The following is an 18,191-nucleotide window of genomic DNA, read 5'->3' on the forward strand; positions in this document are numbered from 1 at the left end:
ATAATCGCACAATTATCCTTTGCAGGGGATAAGCCGGAACCACGAATAAAAGAGGACGAGGATGAGCACATTTACCCTTACCCATCAGGTCAACGACGACGATCGGGAAGAGTTGCTGGCAGGACTGGGGGCTTACAACCGGCAATTTATCAGCCGCGATAACTGGGGACCGCTGTCGGTTTCTCACAGGGACGAACAGGGAATGTTGCGCGGGGGAGTGATCGCCGCACGCAAAGGAAACTGGCTCTGTATCGATTATCTCTGGGTGGACGAAACGCTCCGTGGCAGTGGTCTGGGCAGCGCACTGCTGGAAGCCGCAGAGCAGGAGGCGGGAAAGATGGGATGTCTCTATGCGCTGGTGGATACCTTTAGTTTTCAGGCCCTGCCGTTTTATCAGAAACAGGGTTATCAGCCGCAGATGTCCCTGCCCGATTTTCCGCAAACCGGTATGCAGCGTCACTATCTGACCAAAATGCTACGGCCTGAGGCATCACGCTGACCGCAGCGCAATCAGCGTGACAGGGTCACATAATTATAAACCGGCAATGCGCCGCAGATCTGCTTCGGCACCCGGAGCCACGGCCAGGACCTGCGCGCCTTTAGTAATGCGATCGCCTTCGGTGTTAAACGGGTGGTACCAGCCGCCCGCCTCTTTCACCAGGCAGTAACCCGCCAGGCAATCCCAGGCGTGCATATAGGGTTCGTAGTAACCCACGACCCGACCGGCGGCGACCCACGCCAGCATTAGTGCGCCGGAACCAATGCGGATAAAGTTACCGCCTGCCGACAGCAGCGCTGCCACAATCTCACCTACCTGCTGCGGGCTGACATAGCTGTTGGCACCAAAACCGGTAACGTGGTTTTGCAGCGTGCGTGTGGGATCGACATGCAGACGATGACCGTTGAGCGTGGCACCCTGCCCCAGTGCCGCCACGTAGCACTCCTGATAGGTCGGCGCGAAAATCACCCCGATGACCGGCACATCGCCGCGCAGTACCGCGACGGAAACACACCAGCTCGGCATCCCATTGAGAAACGGGCTGGTGCCATCGATCGGATCAACCACCCAGGTGTAGTCAGACTCTCCCGCCTGCAGTCCCGACTCCTCACCCAGAAAGCCATCAGCGGGAAACGCATCCCGTATACGGCTGGCGATCAGCTGCTCCACTTCACGGTCGGCAATCGACACCACATCCTGCAAATCGTACTTGGTCTCCACCACCAGCGTCTCGCGACGGTTGAAGTAAGATAACGCCGTCGCACCACCTTCACGGGCAACGGCTTCCGCTAAAGCCAGACGCGCCATTATTTCATCATGCGATTCCATGCGAACTCCTTGAGTTAGTCAGATTAACGGGCAATCAGGGCAAGGCCCTGCGGCTTGAAGTTGACGCCAACTGTAGTGGCGAGCGGCAGACGCTGCTCCATCTGCGGATCGATAATGAACAGCGCGCCCAGTTCGGTGGCAACTTCATATTCAATATGGTCGCCCAGCCAGGTGCTGTGAATGATCTCCCCCTGCAGCGCACCCTGGCCGTCGCCGGACAACGTAATAAACTGCGGTCGCACCGCCAGCTGAGCACTGCCGGTTTTTGCACCGGCACCTCGTACCCGGAAGCGCTGATTACCCAGGCGGACCAGCGCGTCATCCGCATCCGCCTCTTCTACTTCACAGGGCAGAATATTCGCCTCCCCCATAAAGTCCGCGATAAAGACCGAATTGGGCGAATGGTAAAGCGTCTCCGGCGCACCCTGCTGGGCAATATCCCCCTCTTTCATGACAATAATCTTATCGGAGACCGCCAGCGCCTCCTCCTGATCATGGGTCACATAAACCGCCGTAAACCCAAGCCGCTGCTGCAGATCGCGGATGTCGGTGCGCACCCGACGGCGCAGACGCTCATCAAGGTTCGACAGCGGCTCATCAAGCAGCAGCACCTGCGGTTCCAGCACCAGCGCGCGGGCGACTGCAATACGCTGCTGCTGTCCACCAGAGAGCTCCGACGGCAGCCGCTGCCCCTGACTCTCCAGACCCACCAGCTTCAGCCCCTCGCGCGCCCTGTCCTGCGCCTCGCGTTTGTTCATGCCCGAGGAGAGCAGCCCGTAGAGAATATTGTCGATGGCGTTCATATGGGGAAACAGCGCGTAGGACTGAAACACCATCGCCACGTCGCGCTCGTTGGCGGGCAGATGGGTGACATCTTTGCCGCCAATCAGAATCCGCCCTGCGGTGGGATGCTCCAACCCGGCCAGCAGTCGCAGCGTAGTGGTCTTGCCGCAGCCGGACGGCCCGAGCAGCGTCACCAGCGTACCCGGCTCTACGGTGAGCGACAGATCCGGCACGGCAGTAAAACCGGCAAAACGCTTTGCGACATGTTCAAACACCACCGATCCGGCGTTAATGGTCGTCATACGGCTCTCTCCTGAGTCAGAGTGGATGCAGAGGGTGCGGCAATAATCACCGCCGGTTGGATTGCACGACGCAGGCGACGTTCGCCCACCAGCAGCTGGAAAAGGCCAATGATCAGCAGCATCACCACTATCAATACCGAGGAGTAGGCAATCGCCACGCCATACTCACCGTTCTCCACCAGCCCGACAATGTACGAGGTCGCCATGTTGTACTGGGCGCTGACCAGGAAAATCACCGCACTGATAGAGGTAATGGCCCGCACAAAGGCGTAAACCAGCGCGGCGCTGATGGCCGGTTTCAGCAGCGGCAGCACCACTTTACGCAGGGTACGGAAACTGTTTGCGCCCAGCGTCAGTGAGGCTTCATCCAGGCTTTTATCCAGCTGGCTCATCGCCGCAATACCACCACGCACGCCGACCGGCATATTACGGAAGACAAAGCAGGCGATCAGGATCATCGCGGTACCGGTGATCTCCAGCGGCGGCAGGTTATACGCCATGACATAGCTCACACCAATCACCGTGCCGGGAATGGCAAAGCTCAGCATCAGCATGAATTCAAAGGTCTGACGACCGGCAAACTTCTGTCGCACAATCAGCCAGGCGGTCAGCAGTCCGACAATGGCCGTGAGCGGCGCGGCGATCAGGGCGATCTCCAGCGTGGTCCAGAAAGAACTCCAGGCAACGCCGCTCCAGACCAGTTGCCCCTGATTAACGCTGACGTTAAAGGCGCGGATATAGTGATCCAGCGTCAGGTTGTTATTCAGCCCCCAGGACTGCACAAAGCCGCCAATCATGATCATGCCGTAGATCACCAGGGTGAACAGACCCCAGGGTATTACCATGCCATAGACGCTGTAGCGCACCGGACGCGGCAGCATCACATGACGGCCGCCATCGCCTTTGCCGGTGACAGTGGCGAAGCTTTTGCCGGAGAGCCAGACGCGCTGCACCAGAAAAGCGGCCAGGGTGAAGCCCAGCAGGATCATCGCCAGCACCGCCGCGCGACTCGGGTCGTTCTGTGCGCCGACCACGGAGAAGAAGATCTCCGTCGACAGCACGCCGTGACTCCCGCCCAGCACCATCGGGTTACCGAAATCGGCCATGCTTTCGATAAAGCTGATTAAGAAGGCGTTGGCCAGCCCCGGCGCCATCAGCGGCAGCGAGATGCGGGAGAAGGTGCGCCAGCGGCTGGCGCGCAGGGTCTGTGACGCCTCCTCCAGTGACGGACTAACGCCCTCGACCACGCCAATCAGCACCAGAAAGGCGATGGGGGTAAAGGAGAGTACCTGGGCAATCCAGATGCCGGTCATGCCATAGAGCCAGCGGCCCGGCTCGATGCCGAACAGCGTCGCCAGCGATTCGGTGACCACGCCGGAGCGGCCAAACAGCAGGATCAGCGCCAGACCGATGACAAACGGCGGCGTGATAATCGGCAGAATGGTCAGCATCCGCAGCGCTTTTTTAAACGGCAGCGAGGTGCGCGTCGTCGCCAGTGCAAACGCCAGTCCCAGCAGCGTAGCGCCACTGGCCGTCATCAGCGCCAGTCCCAGCGTGCGCCAGGCGGTGCCACAGGTGCCACCGGTAAAACAGCCGAGGCTCCAGATGGCGGGATCCTGCATATTGGCAATCAGTCCGTCAGGTTTAAAACTGCCATCAATATCCTGCACCGAGGCGACAAACAGGCTCAGCACCGGATAGAGCACAAAGGTCGTGACCAGCGCCACCAGCAGCACAATCGACGCCACCACAAAGGCATCGCCTCTCAGCACGCCGCGCTCCGCCAGGGCAAAGGCGAAAATCAGCAAAAATATGGTCAGCAGCAGCAGCGCACCCGCACCCATCGCGGGTTGTCCCTGCGCCAGCGGGCCGGCGAGGTTCTCCAGCCATAACCAGTTCCAGCCACTGAAACCGATAGCATGCCCTTCCAGCACCAGAAACAGAATGCCGCAGGTGCTGAACAGCAACAGCAGCGTGCTGCGGGTGCGGCCCGGGGGCAGAAAGGCGCTGCCAGCACAGAGCAGCCACAGCGCCACGGCGATGCCCAGCCAGCTGTGTAACGCGAGCTGCCCCAGCGCAGGCGCATTGTTCTCATCACCCCATAAGCTGAACAGCCAGTCACCCGAGAAGAAGCCCTGCTCCAGGCTATACCAGGGCAGCAGCGTCAGCGCGATGGCGCCCGCCAGCAGCGCGCCGGTTAAGCGACGATTGTGCGCATTCATAAATCACCTCGATCAGGAAGCGGACATCAGGCTTACGCCACCGCGGTCTGGCACAGACCCGGCTCAGGTGGCCGGGGCGCACCACCGTTATTGTGCGCTGGCACCAATCTCTTTATCCCAGCGGCCCAGCAGCGCTTTGCGTTTTGCTGAGTCACCATAGGTTTTAAAGTCATAATCGATCAGCCTGATGTTCTCGAAGCGCGGTGCATATTCAGAGATCTCCGCCTTGCGGTTAGAGGGCAGCTGGAACGATTTCGCCTCTTTCATATGCGACTGTGCTTCAGCGCTAAGCGCCCAGTCATACCAGGCTTTGGCATTGGCCAGGTTTCGTGCCCCTTTGATGATCGACATCGAACCAATTTCATAGCCAGTGCCTTCACAGGGCGCGACGGGCTTAATCGGGAAGCCATCCACTTCCATCGCGACGGCATCATGCATAAAGACAATGCCGATGGTGGTTTCACCGCGCGCGGCGGCTTTGACCGGAGCAGAGCCGGACTTGGTATATTGCGAGATGTTGGCGTTGAGCTTCTTCAGGTAGTCAAAGGCTTTGTCTTCGCCCATGATCTGCACCAGCGTCGCCAGGGTGTTATAGGCCGTGCCGGAAGAGTTGGGATTGGCGATCTGAATCTCGCCTTTAAAGCCAGGGTCGAGTAAATCCGCCCAGCAGGCAGGCACTTTCTGCTTTTTCTCCGCCAGCAGTCTGGTGTTATAGCCCCAGCCCAGCGCACCGGCATAAACGCCCACGGTGCGATAACCGGAGATCTCCGCCACTTTTTGTGACCAGGGCTGCTGCTGATCGAGCAGTGGCGATTTATAGGCCTGGGTCAGCCCCTCTTCGGCGGCCTGCATGTGCGGATCGCCGGTACCGGCCCACCAGATATCGGTACGGGGATTGCGTGCCTCGCTGCGGATACGGGCATAGGCTTCACCGGCAGAGAGCCGCACCATGCTGAGTTTGATATCGGGATGGGAGTGGCTGAACAGCGTGGTCATCTGTTCGCACACCACCACGTCGGCTGAGCAGATCATATTAAGATTGCCCGCCGCCGAGGCAGCAAACGGCACTATAGGGCAGACGATTACAGCAGCGAGCAGAGAGGAATAACGCATGGTGTTCTCCTGGGCTGGATGGCGCAGGCGCGCCAGCTTTTGCACATGTGTGCAAACATATGTGCAGATTAGTACGGCGGCCCTGCTGCAGTGTCAATTTAGTTGTTAAGCAATTGTCAGTCGCTGTCACAAATTTGAAACCTTTCGCCCATCTGTATTTTTTGCACAGGCTTGCAACTTCAGGCAAACTCAGTGCAGACAATGTCAGGCGAGGAGAGAACATGCAGCAGCTTAAGGCGGTGGTGAGTGCACAGGATGTGGCTGACCGGGCGGGCGTCTCCCGCTCAGCGGTCTCCCGCACCTTTACACCGGGAGCCAGCGTGTCAGATGCTACCCGTCAGCGGGTGATGAAAGCGGCGGAGGAACTGGGCTATCACGTCAATCATCTGGCGCGCGGCCTGGTGCGCAACCGCAGCGGCATCGTCTGCTTAATTGCCTCCGAGGTTGACACGCCCTACCGTGCCAGCCTGGTGCGCTGGATGACCCAGTATCTGCAGGAAGCGGGAAAAGTGGCGATGCTGATTAACACTGACCGATCTGATGCGCGCGTTTCCGCCGCGCTGCAGCAGGCGATTAATTTTCGCGCCGACGCATCGATTATTCTCTCCGGCATGCCGGACAGCGGTATCACCCGGCTCTGCTACAAACATGGTCAGCATCTGGTGCTGATTAACCGCGACGAGTCCCTGCCCGGCACGCTCAGTATCAACCTCGACTCCCGCCCCGCCGCAGAAATGGCGGTTAACGCGTTTGTGCGGGCGGGATGCAGCCGCATCGCCTTTGTCAATTCACTGGCGGGAACGCCGAGTCTGCTGAAGCGCGAAGCGGATTTTCTGGCCGCCGCGCAGAAAGTGGGCGTCACGGTCCAGGTGGAGCGGTTCGGCACCACCTCTTACGAAAGCGGCCAGATTCTGGCCCAGCGTCTGCTGACGCGTAAAGTTCGCCCTGATGCGGTGTACTGTGCCACCGACCTGCTCGCCTGCGGCTTTATGGATGAGGCGCGTCACCGCTTTGCGCTGCGTATTCCGGACGATCTCTGCATCATCGGACACGATAATATCGCGCAGTCGGGCTGGGCCTCTTACAACCTCACGACTTTTGCACAGCCGGTGGAACAGTTCGCCCGCGACGCCATTGCCTGGCTGATAGAGACGGAAGCGCAACCGGAGACACTGATGCCAAAAAATGAACAGCAGCAGGAGCGGAGAATATATCCGGCAGATGTGGTCTGGCGCGGTTCGGTACGCGGCGGTTAACCGCCCTTTTTTATTTTCTTCCGCTATGTAATTACGCCCTGAAATAATCCACAACCGATCTTACGCTTCGCTTTAAATATCCCGCCCCTGCACTGAAAAATAATCGGACGCTACTGCACAGTGTTCCGATTTTCTGTCTACGCTTTATCTGCATTATTAAGTTCTTCTGGTTTTAACTGCTCAATGAATCAGCAGTCAGATGTGACAAATATCACATTTGTGCCAGGCTTAATGTCTCAGATAACTCTGTTCAAGGAGCATACAATGGCTAAACCAACTAACAAGACGCTCGATCTGGATCAATTTCCTAAACCTCCTTTTGAGGACCAGCCACAACAGGCGCCAGGCCTGGCCAGTAAAATGATCCCGGTTCCCGACCACGGTGAAACCAGCTATCGCGGCACGGGCCGACTGACCGGCCGCAAGGCGCTGATCACCGGCGGTGACTCCGGTATTGGCCGCGCGGTGGCTATCGCTTATGCCCGTGAAGGCGCAGATGTGGTGATTAACTACCTGCCGGAAGAACAGCCCGACGCCGATGAAGTGATTAAATTAATCGAAGCGGAAGGCCGTAAAGTTTTTGCTATTCCGGGCGACATTCGTTCTGAAGAATTCTGTCAGCAGCTGGTCAAAGAGGCAGCCGATAAATTAGGTGGCCTGGATATTCTGGTTAATAACGCCGGGCGTCAGCAATTTAATGAGTCCATCCGAACCCTGAGTACGGAAGATTTTGACGCGACGTTTAAAACCAACGTTTATGCGATGTTCTGGATCACCAAAGCGGCGCTGGAATATCTGCCACGCGGTGCGTCCATTATTAATACCTCGTCCGTACAGGCGTTTAAACCCAGCGATATTCTGCTCGACTATGCGCAGACCAAAGCGGCCATCGTCGCCTTTACCAAATCCCTGGCGAAGCAGCTGGGTGGCGACGGTATCCGGGTAAATGCCGTTGCACCAGGGCCGTACTGGACCGTGCTGCAATCCAGCGGCGGACAGCCGATGGAGAAAGTGAAGCAGTTTGGTGCCGATACACCGATGGGCCGTCCGGGCCAGCCGGTTGAGATCGCCCCACTCTACGTTACCCTGGCCTCAACCGAGAGCAGTTACTCCTCCGGGCAGGTCTGGTGTTCTGATGGCGGCACCGGTACGCTGTAATCTCACTCAGGTGGCCGCATAATGCGGCCATTTTTTTGTCCCGCTTTTGCCCCGCTTAAGAAACCTCGCCACCGTGATATAAGGAAGCAGATTATGGAAAACCCGATCTTTCATTCGCCGGTCAGAAAAGAGGGCTTTGCGGGCCTGGGTGACTATGCCGCCATTGGTGAAGGCCGTTCAGTCGCGCTGATTGCGCCGGACGGTTCAATTGACTGGTGGTGTGTGCCCAATCTCGACGCAAAGCCCCTGTTTGATCGCCTGCTTGATGCCGGACTCGGTGGCTACTTCCAGATTGTCCCGCGTGCGCCTTATCAGGTCTCACGCCGCTACCGCGATAACAGCAATGTGCTGGAGACCCGCTTCGAAACCCGTGACGGCACCGTGCTGCTGACCGAATCGATTAACAGCACGCTGGCGGGCCGTCTGCCCTGGTGCGAACTGGCTCGCCGCATAGAGGGTGTCAGCGGTGAAGTGGAATTAGCGATCACCCTGCGCTTCGGCACCGCCGCCGAAACCCGTTCACCGTGGGTGGCCGATAATGAGAAAGGCAAGGTGTTTCACATCGCGGAGATCATGGCGATGTTGCGCACCAGCGAAGATATTCAGATCACAGAGCTGGATGGATGATGAGCAGGTCTGCGCTACGCTGCGTACCTATGCCGGTTCCCGCTCGCTCTGCGCGCTGCTGGTGACCGAGAAAGAGCCACTGGCGGTGCCGCCGCTGGAGGCTATCGATCAGCGGATTGAAACCAGCCACACCGGCTGGACCAGCTGGGTGGAGAGCCTGAGTTATGAGGGCCGCTACCCGACGCTGGTGAAGCGCTCAGCCCTGTCGCTGAAGTTTCTCTGGTACTCCCCGACCGGCGCACTGGCTGCTGCTGCCACCACCTCCCTGCCGGAGGGGATCGGCGGCGAGAAAAATTATGATTACCGCTACGCCTGGGTGCGCGACGCCTGCCTGATTATTAAAGCCTTCGTCTATCTCGGGGCGCTGGAAGATTGTAAGGCGGCCTTTTCCTGGCTGTCGCAGACTATCATGCGCCATGGCGTCAGGCTGCGCGCCTGCTATGCCCTGAATGGTGATGAAGTCCCCGCCGAGCGTTATCCGCCGCTGAGCGGCTATCAGAACTCTCAGCCGGTGCGGGTCGGCAATAATGCCCGTGACCAGCTGCAGCTCAGTATGTATGGCGACATGCTGGTGACAGCCCAGCATTTTATCGAGGCGGGACACGTGCTGGATATCACCACCTCGCGCATGCTGGGCGAGCTGGCGAACTGCTGCGCCGATCACTGGCGGCAGAAGGATTGCGGCATCTGGGAGCTGCCGGAGCTGCAACACTACACCCACTCCAAAATGGCCTGCTGGATGGCGCTGGATCGGGCGGTGGCGCTGGCAGAAAGCCAGCATATCGAACCGACCTGGCTGGGACGCTGGCAGCGGGAACGTGACCGTATCCGCGACTGGATTGAGTCTCACTGCTGGTCAGAGCAACAGCAGGCTTATCTCTTTTACGCCGGCAGTGACGATCGCCTCGACGCGTCGCTGGCGCTGGTTCACAGCTACGGCAACGCGGTCAATCCGCAGCGGATGCTCTCGACCTACCGTGCTATCCGGCAAAAACTGGGTGACGGCAGCGCCATGCTCTATCGCTACAGCGGGGTCAGAGAAGAAGAGAGTACCTTTCTCGCCTGCGCCTTCTGGCTGGTGGAAGCCTGGGCAGAGATAGGTGAGACGGATGAGGCAGAACAGGCGATGCAGGAGATCCTGGCTACGCTGAACGGCCACGGTAACGTCGATATCTTCAATGAGATGTATGACGTCCGCAGCCAGAGCTGGCGCGGCAATATGCCGCAGGGGCTGAGTCATCTGGCGCTGATCTGCGCGGCGCAGGCGCTATCAGAATCGCAGGCGCCTGCGTGATGTGAGATGTTGCGGTGAGGAAAGTGGCGAATCCGCGCCCTACTGCAGCCTGAAACGCGGGTCGAAGAAAAATGGCTCCACCACCACCTTACTAATGATGCCAGCCGCTGCCGGATGACGGGGATTGAACAGCGCATTCCACTCGCCGGTCAGCGTGCTCGGTACCTTCAGCACCAGGCCGTTATCCGGGCTGGCAAGCCAGTCGTCACCAATTTGCCGCGTGGACGATGGCGCAGGATCGGCCTGCCAGTCATCGGGGAGTGCCGCCAGCGAGAGCTCGGTAATCAGCGATTCAGGGACGCTAATCGACAGCATTGAGTAGTCGTGTGACAGATCCTGAATGGTGAGATGAACCAGCGCCTCAAGTACACAGAGCGCCCGGCTTGATCCCATATAGACACAGACCGTTCCCACGGAATTCCAGCGCCCCCCGTAAGTGCGGGCACCAAAACCATCAAAGGCGCTCATCGCATACTCACTCTTCACCAGGCGAAAGAAACGTACTGCCATCAGGTAATCACGCCATGCTCAAGCTGGCCAATCAGGTTAATCACCGCTTCTGCACCCGCCACCGTGGTGGTCATCTCCGCCGGTTTCTTACCGCCCAGCGCTTTGGCGGGCGTTTCCAGCCACTGCACCAGACGCTGCCTGTCGTCGCGGAACAGTTTGCTGGCGGCAGAGAGGACGCGGATCAGCATGTAGATCCGTCCGCTCTGATCGGGCGAAAAGGTCTGCTGCGGATCTTTGACTTTGCGGTTGTAGGTGGTGCGATCAATGCCCGCCAGACGGCACAGCCAGCCCTCGTCAAAGGTGGACAACGACGCCGTGCGTTTCAGCACGCCGCTGCTGAACCCTACCGCAATACGCTGGTGCGCATCAGGCAGTGTTTCCGGCAGATTCAGGGCATGCAGCAGCGAATTGTCGCGACGATGCTGAGCGGGTGTGTAGATGGCGATAGACATAGCAGCCTCCTGTTCATTTGATTTTTATTTTAGCGCAAATGAACAGGCGGTGCCAGCTTTACCCCGTAGCTGAGCAAGCGTGATGCCTGTTACTCAGGCTTCTCCTGCTGTAACGCCTGCAGAATCTGCCACGCCGCCTTTATACGCAGCGGATTAGGGTAATTCTTGTTGGCGAGTATCACGACGCCGCTGTTCCTCTCAGGAATAAAGGCGATATAGGCACCAAAACCATTGGTTGCACCGGTTTTATGCACCCAGCTGGCGCTCTGCGACGGCCCGACCGGATTGAGCAGCGTTGCCGGGCGGGGTTGCAGCGCAACACCATTATCGCTGTCGCCCATCAGCGTGTCGGCAGTCACCGGCCAGTCGTAGATCTCCCAGCCCAGTCCCTGAAACAAGGTGCCGACTTTGAAGTAGCGCGCCTGCGCGGTGCGAATGGCATTACGCAGCACGGCATTCCCCGAAGAGAGGCGGTTAGGATCCACATTTGCCTGCATAAAGGTGAGCATGTCACGCGCGGTGGATTTAACGCCGTAGGCTTCTGCATCCAGCATGCCGGGTGAGACCCGTACCGGCTGGCCATTTTTATAGCCCCAGGCGTAGTCCAGCATCATCGAGGGCGGCACGGTGATATAGGTGCGCGTCAGACGCAGTGGCTGAAACACATTTCGCGCCATCGCCTGCTCATAATCCCCTTTCACCATCAGCGAACCAAACAGACCGATGCTGGCGTTAGAGTACTGCCGGAGCGTGCCGGGCGCTGCCTCTGGCTGCCATTCCTGATAGAAACGCAGCAGCGAAGCCTGATCGGTGACGTCATCCGGCAACTGTAAAGGCAGGCCGCCCGCGGTATAGGTCGCCAGATGCAGCATCCGCACCGGACGCCACTGCTCACCGGTCAGCTGCGGCCAGTACTTCTGCACCGGATCGTTAAGGCGTATTTCGCCGTTGCGGATCATGACGCCAGCCAGGGTGCCGGTAAACGTTTTGCTCACGGAGCCCAGCTCAAACAGCGTGTTTTCCGTGACCCGGCGGCGTGATTCGAGATCGGCCACGCCGAAGTTCATAAACTGCGCCCGGCCTTTGTAAAGCACCGCCACCGACATGCCGGGGATCTCCTGCTGCTCCATCAGCGGTTCGATCGCGGCTTTAACCAGAGAAGTAACCTGCTGTGAAGAGAGATCGGCGGCGACACAGCTGGCAGAAAGAGAGAATAACGCGAGATAAAACAAAGACTTTTTCATTGGCAACTAAGGGATTCTTCACTGAATTAAATTATTTACACTGGTCGGCACAGGCCTGCACGCACATCTGAGCCTGAGAACTGCAGCCACCGTTGTCCCGGGTGTTGCAGTGCGATTGTTCTGTGTAGCAGTTGGTCTGACAGGCGGAGGCATCGCAGCGGGCAGCGACGGGCGTCAGCTGTGCCAGGGGCGCGCGGGCCGGAAAAAGCGGTGCGGGCTGAGCGAAGGCGCTGCTGCCCAGTAATCCGGACAGCAGCAGGCTGATGATCATTTTCATAAGAGTTCTCCAGAGGGACGCTGCACTAAGTATGGCCAGTCTGGCGCGCCCCGTCAGAGAAATCTAATCAAATTGAGACCACAGGGGGATGTTGAGTGACATTAATCACGCCACGGCTGTAGATATCGTTGAGCCGGGCAATGTAACGCTGGGTGTCATGCTGATCTTTGATGCGCAGAATCGCCGCCTCACCTTTCTCCTGCAGCATCTCAGGACGTTCGATAATAGCGAGCAGTATCGATTTCAGCCCCTCCACCAGCGACTGACGCAACTGCGTTTTCTGCTCTGGCGAGGTAATACTGTATTCACGGTCAGCGTTCAGCGGACTCGCAATCACCCAGCCTGCGCTGGCAGGATTAATCTCTGGCAACGCGCGCACGTTGCTGGTGATCACCGGGCAGCCGTTAGCCTGCATCTCCAGTACCGAGAAACCGTACGTCTCCTGCCAGGTTGGTAGCAGTCCGGCATCGCTCTGGCGGAACAGCTGCATCAGGGCGCCGTTATCCATCTGTGAATGATGCGTGAAGCAGCGATAGCGTTTGATGCGGTTCTCAATGCCACTATAGAACGTCTCATCATCCTGGAACTGGCGGTGCGCCACGTTACGACGCTTGGCGAGATCGCCAATCAGCTGCACATCCAGCTGCGACTCTTCCAGTTTGCGCTCTTCAATCAGCTCACTGATCGCCAGCACGACTTCAGCCCCGCCTTTGCGGTAGAACTCGTTACCGGCAAAGGTCAGTTTCAGAATACCGGGCTGACGCGGCGTTTTCTGCTGGACAAACAGCTTCTGCGGCGGATGCAGCACCAGGGTTTTACGGCGGATTTGCTGGGCAATATCCGGCCTGAACAGTTTCATCTGAATGTTCAGGGTGGCATCTGAGATGGCAATCAACCCCAGGCAGTTATCTTTTAACAGATAAGGAATGAGGCGTTTCAGCTCGGGGTTATCCTGCTTGGCGACGCCCGCCACCGGCAGCACACGCGGCAGCTCCGTTTCAAACGACGCGACCCACTTCTGATGGGTTATCGCCACTTCATTGAACAGATGCAGGATGTCAGCCCGCGATGCCCCTGAAAAAGGCACAGGCTGAAAGACAAAGGTTTTATTTTTTTTGAGCAATCGGGTTCGTAACGGATTAATAAAGTAGAACAGATTGCTCTTTTTCAGATTGATATATTCGTTATCCGGATTAACTAAGATATTACGCTGCTCCGGATACTGGTTATTCGTGATTCCAATTTTCATGTTCGCCTTCCAGAGTCCTTGTGTCCGGAGTGATCTATATCACGTGATCGTGACTGGCGGGTCTGAGCAATATCCTAAAAGCCCGTAATGACGCGGCCTGAACGCTTTTGCTAATGATTGCGCACGGTGCTAAAACAGACACAATTGTGTCTGGTTATGAATTTGCATTTTTTATTAACAGGTGTGTTTAACTGTGTCAGGCTAACCCCTTATTGAATATAACGATTATTTTCCGGGAAATATTCGCGCCAGTTGTTATGTAAATGTTTAATTAATTGTCAGGAATATTAGCGAAGCGGATGAGGATTTTAGTTAATAACTTTTAAAGTAATAAGAATGACCATGCTGAAAAGTGCCCGGCGCGTTCCACTGGCTGATGATTAACACAGACACAGACGGGCGATAATGAAACAAATGATGCAGTACGGTTATAGCCGCACCCTTTTTGCACGCCCGTTTGCCACAATTCAGTGCAACTGCTTAAGAGGCAAGCGGGTGCCATGCGCCTCCTGTCATTAATTAAGTATATGATTTACATCATTATTTAAATGAGGCGCTCTACAACCCCCTCTCTGGTACAAAAGTTGCAGGAAGTGACCTATGCAGACAGGAGAGCATTATGAAAGCAATCGTGATTGGTGGCGGTATAGGCGGCATGAGTAGTGCCATTGCGCTGGAGAAATCCGGAATTGACGTTGAGGTCTTTGAAGCCATAAAGGAGATGAAGCCCGTCGGCGCGGCGATTTCCATCTGGCCCAACGGTGTTAAATGCCTGAATGCGCTGGGCATGAAAACCGCGCTGCGTGAGCTGGGCGGGAACATGGCCTATATGGCCTATCACGATGGCACCACCGGCGCGCCCCTGACCCGCTTCAGTATGGCACCGCTGGTGCAGCAGGTTGGCGAATATCCCTGTCCGGTGGCGCGGGCAGAACTGCAGGCGATGCTGATTGATACCTTCGGGCGTGAACGGGTGCAGTTTGGTAAGCGGGTGATCCAGGTCGAGCAGACCGGCAGTGGCGTGATTGCCACCTTTTCCGACAACACTCAGGCCACCGGCGATTTCCTGATTGCCGCCGATGGCACCCATTCGGTGATCCGCGAGTATGTGCTGGAGCAGAAGCTTGAACGACGTTACGCCGGTTACGTTAACTGGAATGGCCTGGTCACTATAGATGAGAGGATTGCGCCCGCCGATCAGTGGACCACCTTTGTCGGTGACGGCAAGCGGGTGTCGCTGATGCCGGTCAGCGGCAATCGATTCTACTTCTTCTTTGATGTGCCGCTGCCGAAGGGACTGCCGCAGGATCGCAGCACGGTGAAAGCGGACTTAACCGGCTATTTTCAGGGCTGGGCGGAGCCGGTACAGCAGCTGATCGCGGCAATCAATCCTGACACCACCAATCGGGTTGAGATCCACGACATTGAACCTTTCAGCCGCTTTGTTAAAGGACGTGTGGCCCTGCTGGGCGATGCCGCCCACAGCACCACGCCCGATATCGGCCAGGGCGGCTGCGCGGCGATGGAGGATGCCGTGGTACTGGCCTCAACGCTGGCTTCTCATTCACTGGGTATTGAAGATGCACTGCTGCGCTATCAGGCGCGACGGGTTGAACGGGTAAAAGATCTGGTGCTGAAAGCGCGCAAACGCTGTGACGTCACCCATGCGCGCGATCCGGCAATCACGGCAGAATGGTATGACTCTCTGAAAAGCGAAACCGGTGAACGGGTGCTGGCCGGAATGTGCGAAACCATTGAAGGTGGCCCGCTGGGCTAAAACCAATCAAAAAGGGCTGTCAGCGTGACTAATGCCAGTCAGTTAAGCGACAGGTGATAGCGCAGTCTGGTGCCGGACAGGGCCTGGCGGTCCTCGCGCCGCTGCGCGGTCCCTTCACTTCATTCCTCTGCCTGACGGACCGCCGGGGATGGCACATCCTGTGCCGCCCCGCCTTTCGCCCGCGTCCTGCGGGCTCTCCTGGCAGACTCATTCTGTTCAGCGCTGCGGATTGCCTGCCCCTGCCCGGCACCAGCCTGCTCTGAAACTTCAGTGTGTATTGTTAAAAAGGGCACGAGAGTGGAGGCCTGAGCGCCTCTGCTGCTGAAAGGGCTAACCGCAGCGCTGAGGCGTGACGGTGGGCCAGAAGTCCACGCCGGGAAGCGTGGACAGGTCGGGGCCAGCCAGGGAGCAGCAGAGGTGCGCTGGCCCGCACTGCGGCTCGTTCGCCCGGAAAAAAAGCTGCCACGTTTGACCGTGACAGCCTTTACAAGGCTAATCTTCACTGACCAGCATTAGTCAGCGTGACAGCCCTTTTTGTTATCAATCCGCCAGACCACGATTTTTCAGCATGGGCTCCAGCTGCGGAGGCCCGCCCCGCCAGCTTTCATACAGTGTTTTGAGATCGCTGCTGTTCCCCCGGGACAGAATTTTCTGTCGGAAGAGGTCGCCGTTCTCGCGCGTCAGTCCGCCATGTTCCGCAAACCACTGATAGCCATCGTCGGCGAGCATCTGCGTCCAGATATAGGCATAATAACCTGCTGCATAGCCACCGCCCCAGATGTGCTGGAAATAGCTTGAGCGATAGCGCGGCGGCACCGCCGTCAGCGCCAGATTATCGCTCTGTAACGCCTGCTGCTCGAATCCCTCCACGCTTTGCGGCGCGGAATCACGGTTAAGGCTGTGCCAGTGCAGATCCAGCAGCGCGGCAGCCAGCAGCTCGCTCATCTCGTAGCCTTTGTTGAACGTGGCGGCCCGGACGATTTTTTCATGCAGCTCAGCGGGCATCAGCGCCTGAGTCTGATAGTGGCGAGCGTAGTTGCGGAACACCGCTGGCTCGCTGGCCCAGTGCTCGTTGATCTGCGAAGGAAACTCGACGAAATCGCGCGGGGTTTCCGTTCCCGACAGGCTCGGATAGCGCTGGCTGGCAAACAGACCGTGCAGCGTGTGACCGAACTCGTGAAACATCGTGATGACGTCGTCCCAGCTTAGCAGCGCCGGTTCACCGGCTGGCGGTTTGGTGTAGTTACAGACGTTGTAGATCACCGGTTTGCTGTCGAGCAGCGTGGACTGGTTGACGAAGTTGCTCATCCAGGCACCGCCGCCTTTGCTGTCGCGCTTAAAGAAGTCGGTGTAAAACAGCGCCAGCGGGGTCTCATCGGCGTCAAAAATCTCATAGACCTGGACGTCGGGATGGTAAACCGGCAGATCCTGTCGCGGCGTGAAACGGATGCCATAGAGCTGCGTCGCCGCCCAGAACACGCCATTCTGCAGCACCGAATTCAGTTCAAAGTAGGGCTTAATCTGGCTCTCATCCAGATCGTAACGGGCACGCCGCACCTGTTCGGCATAAAAACGCCAGTCCCAGGCCTGCAGGGTAAAATCGCCGTGCTGCTGGTCGATGGTCTGCTGGATAGCCGCCGCTTCACGCTCCGCACGACCGCGCGCGGCAGGCACGATGTTATGCATAAACGCCAGCGCCGCCTTAGGCGTTTTGGCCATCTGATCCTGTAGCTTCCACTCGGCATAGCTGGCAAATCCCAGCAGCCGCGCCTGCTCGGCCCTGACCTGCGCCAGACGTAATACCAGCTCGCGGGTGTCGTTCTCATCGCCTTTTTCAGTGCGCGTCACGCCCGCCTTAAACAGCGCTTCACGGGTTGCGCGATCGGCCAGGCTCTGTAGTGCGGGTTGCTGGGTGGTGTTTTGCAGCACCAGCAGCCAGTGCTTTTCCAGTCCGCGTGCCTGCGCTTCCGCCTGCGCCACCGCCAGATCGGCCGGTGAGAGTCCCGCCAGCTTCTGCAGATCATCGACGACCAGCCCGCCCGCTTTAGTGGCGGCCAGCAATTTGTTGGTGAAGCGGGTACCGAGGCGGGCCGCTTCCTGATTCAGTGTCTTGAGCTGCTGTTTCTGCGCTTCCGGCAGATTAGCCCCCGCCAGTTGAAAGCGCTGCCAGATCACCTCGACCAGCCGTTTTGATTCGGCATCCAGTTTAGCGCGCTGCAGATAGACCGCATCGAGCCGCGAAAACAGCGGGCGGTTAAGCATGATGTCATCGTTGAGCGCGGTGAGCTGAGGCGCAATTTCCTCATCCACCTGCTGCAGATACGGGCTGGTATGCGCCGAGGTCATGGCACTGAACACCAGATTCACCCGGTTGAGCAGTTGTCCGCTCCTCTCCAGCGCCTCATAAGTGTTGAAAAAGCTGGGCGCGTCGCTGTTCAGTGCGATCGCCTCGATCTCCTGACGCTTCTCCTCAATGCCCGCCTGCAGCGCGGGCAGAAAATCCTGCTCCTCAATCTGGTCAAAAGGAGGAGTCTGGTAAGGCAGTGTGCTGACGCTAAAGAAGGGATTCTGACGGGCGTTCATGGTTCGCTCCTGGTGGG

16 protein-coding genes are annotated in these 18,191 nt (G+C 57.9%); 6 read left to right on the plus strand and 10 right to left on the minus strand.

Annotated elements, in window-relative coordinates:
• The first annotated feature begins 61 nt into the window (after positions 1-61).
• Positions 62-499, plus strand: coding sequence for a GNAT family N-acetyltransferase (locus tag ACMGGP_RS08415; protein WP_498798350.1), 438 nt, complete (start codon positions 62-64; stop codon positions 497-499).
• Positions 500-532: 33 nt separating this feature from the next.
• Here the strand turns inward: ACMGGP_RS08415 and ACMGGP_RS08420 are convergent, their stop codons facing one another.
• The 4 genes from ACMGGP_RS08420 to ACMGGP_RS08435 all read right to left on the minus strand — a co-directional run bounded on the left by ACMGGP_RS08420 (position 533) and on the right by ACMGGP_RS08435 (position 5,747).
• Positions 533-1,327 (minus strand): inositol monophosphatase family protein, encoded by a 795-nt coding sequence (locus ACMGGP_RS08420; RefSeq protein ID WP_498798351.1) that lies wholly within the window; start codon positions 1,325-1,327, stop codon positions 533-535.
• 23 nt (positions 1,328-1,350) lie between these two features.
• Positions 1,351-2,412: an ABC transporter ATP-binding protein gene (locus tag ACMGGP_RS08425; protein WP_192033671.1), complete on the minus strand. Its 1,062-nt coding sequence runs from the start codon at positions 2,410-2,412 to the stop codon at positions 1,351-1,353.
• Positions 2,409-4,634: an ABC transporter permease gene (locus tag ACMGGP_RS08430; RefSeq protein ID WP_498798352.1), complete on the minus strand. Its 2,226-nt coding sequence runs from the start codon at positions 4,632-4,634 to the stop codon at positions 2,409-2,411. Before ACMGGP_RS08430 ends, ACMGGP_RS08425 begins: the two co-directional genes overlap by 4 nt.
• A gap of 87 nt (positions 4,635-4,721) precedes the next feature.
• On the minus strand, positions 4,722-5,747 hold the full coding sequence (locus ACMGGP_RS08435; protein ID WP_022625639.1) for an ABC transporter substrate-binding protein: 1,026 nt from the start codon (positions 5,745-5,747) through the stop codon (positions 4,722-4,724).
• Between the two features lie 221 nt (positions 5,748-5,968).
• Between ACMGGP_RS08435 and ACMGGP_RS08440 the strand changes: the two genes are divergently transcribed.
• The 4 genes from ACMGGP_RS08440 (at position 5,969) to ACMGGP_RS08455 (ending at position 10,082) form a co-directional block, all read left to right on the plus strand.
• A complete protein-coding gene (locus ACMGGP_RS08440) occupies positions 5,969-7,003 on the plus strand; it encodes a substrate-binding domain-containing protein (RefSeq protein ID WP_495918449.1) in 1,035 nt (344 codons plus the stop codon).
• A 264-nt stretch (positions 7,004-7,267) separates the two neighbouring features.
• Complete coding sequence (locus tag ACMGGP_RS08445) at positions 7,268-8,161, plus strand: SDR family oxidoreductase (RefSeq protein ID WP_498798353.1); 894 nt, start codon at positions 7,268-7,270, stop codon at positions 8,159-8,161.
• A gap of 93 nt (positions 8,162-8,254) precedes the next feature.
• Positions 8,255-8,788 (plus strand): trehalase-like domain-containing protein, encoded by a 534-nt coding sequence (locus ACMGGP_RS08450; RefSeq protein ID WP_498798354.1) that lies wholly within the window; start codon positions 8,255-8,257, stop codon positions 8,786-8,788.
• Positions 8,781-10,082 carry a glycoside hydrolase family 15 protein gene (locus tag ACMGGP_RS08455; protein ID WP_498798355.1) on the plus strand — a complete coding sequence of 434 codons (1,302 nt, stop codon included), beginning with the start codon at positions 8,781-8,783 and terminating at the stop codon, positions 10,080-10,082. Before ACMGGP_RS08450 ends, ACMGGP_RS08455 begins: the two co-directional genes overlap by 8 nt.
• 39 nt (positions 10,083-10,121) lie before the next feature.
• Here the strand turns inward: ACMGGP_RS08455 and ACMGGP_RS08460 are convergent, their stop codons facing one another.
• From ACMGGP_RS08460 to ACMGGP_RS08480, 5 genes are all read right to left on the minus strand, one after another.
• Complete coding sequence (locus ACMGGP_RS08460) at positions 10,122-10,592, minus strand: RES family NAD+ phosphorylase (RefSeq protein WP_010244853.1); 471 nt, start codon at positions 10,590-10,592, stop codon at positions 10,122-10,124.
• The gene (locus tag ACMGGP_RS08465) at positions 10,592-11,044 is read right to left on the minus strand and encodes an Xre family toxin-antitoxin system antitoxin (protein ID WP_010244850.1); all 453 of its coding nucleotides are present in this window, start codon (positions 11,042-11,044) and stop codon (positions 10,592-10,594) included. Before ACMGGP_RS08465 ends, ACMGGP_RS08460 begins: the two co-directional genes overlap by 1 nt.
• An 89-nt stretch (positions 11,045-11,133) precedes the next feature.
• A complete protein-coding gene (gene ampC, locus ACMGGP_RS08470) occupies positions 11,134-12,288 on the minus strand; it encodes a class C beta-lactamase (protein WP_498798356.1) in 1,155 nt (384 codons plus the stop codon).
• 31 nt (positions 12,289-12,319) lie between these two features.
• Positions 12,320-12,565, minus strand: coding sequence for a hypothetical protein (locus ACMGGP_RS08475; RefSeq protein WP_495919996.1), 246 nt, complete (start codon positions 12,563-12,565; stop codon positions 12,320-12,322).
• A gap of 67 nt (positions 12,566-12,632) precedes the next feature.
• Positions 12,633-13,814, minus strand: coding sequence for a glycosyltransferase family 4 protein (locus ACMGGP_RS08480; RefSeq protein WP_052271937.1), 1,182 nt, complete (start codon positions 13,812-13,814; stop codon positions 12,633-12,635).
• Between the two features lie 619 nt (positions 13,815-14,433).
• Between ACMGGP_RS08480 and hpxO the strand changes: the two genes are divergently transcribed.
• Positions 14,434-15,591 (plus strand): FAD-dependent urate hydroxylase HpxO, encoded by a 1,158-nt coding sequence (hpxO, locus tag ACMGGP_RS08485; RefSeq protein WP_061901435.1) that lies wholly within the window; start codon positions 14,434-14,436, stop codon positions 15,589-15,591.
• Between the two features lie 540 nt (positions 15,592-16,131).
• Here the strand turns inward: hpxO and dcp are convergent.
• Entirely contained in the window at positions 16,132-18,174 is a 2,043-nt protein-coding gene (gene dcp / locus ACMGGP_RS08490) for a peptidyl-dipeptidase Dcp (RefSeq protein ID WP_498798357.1), read from the minus strand.
• Between the last annotated feature and the right edge of the window lie 17 nt (positions 18,175-18,191).

Source organism: Curtobacterium sp. BNK-1, assembly GCF_048685235.1.
Classification (GTDB): domain Bacteria; phylum Pseudomonadota; class Gammaproteobacteria; order Enterobacterales; family Enterobacteriaceae; genus Pantoea; species Pantoea agglomerans.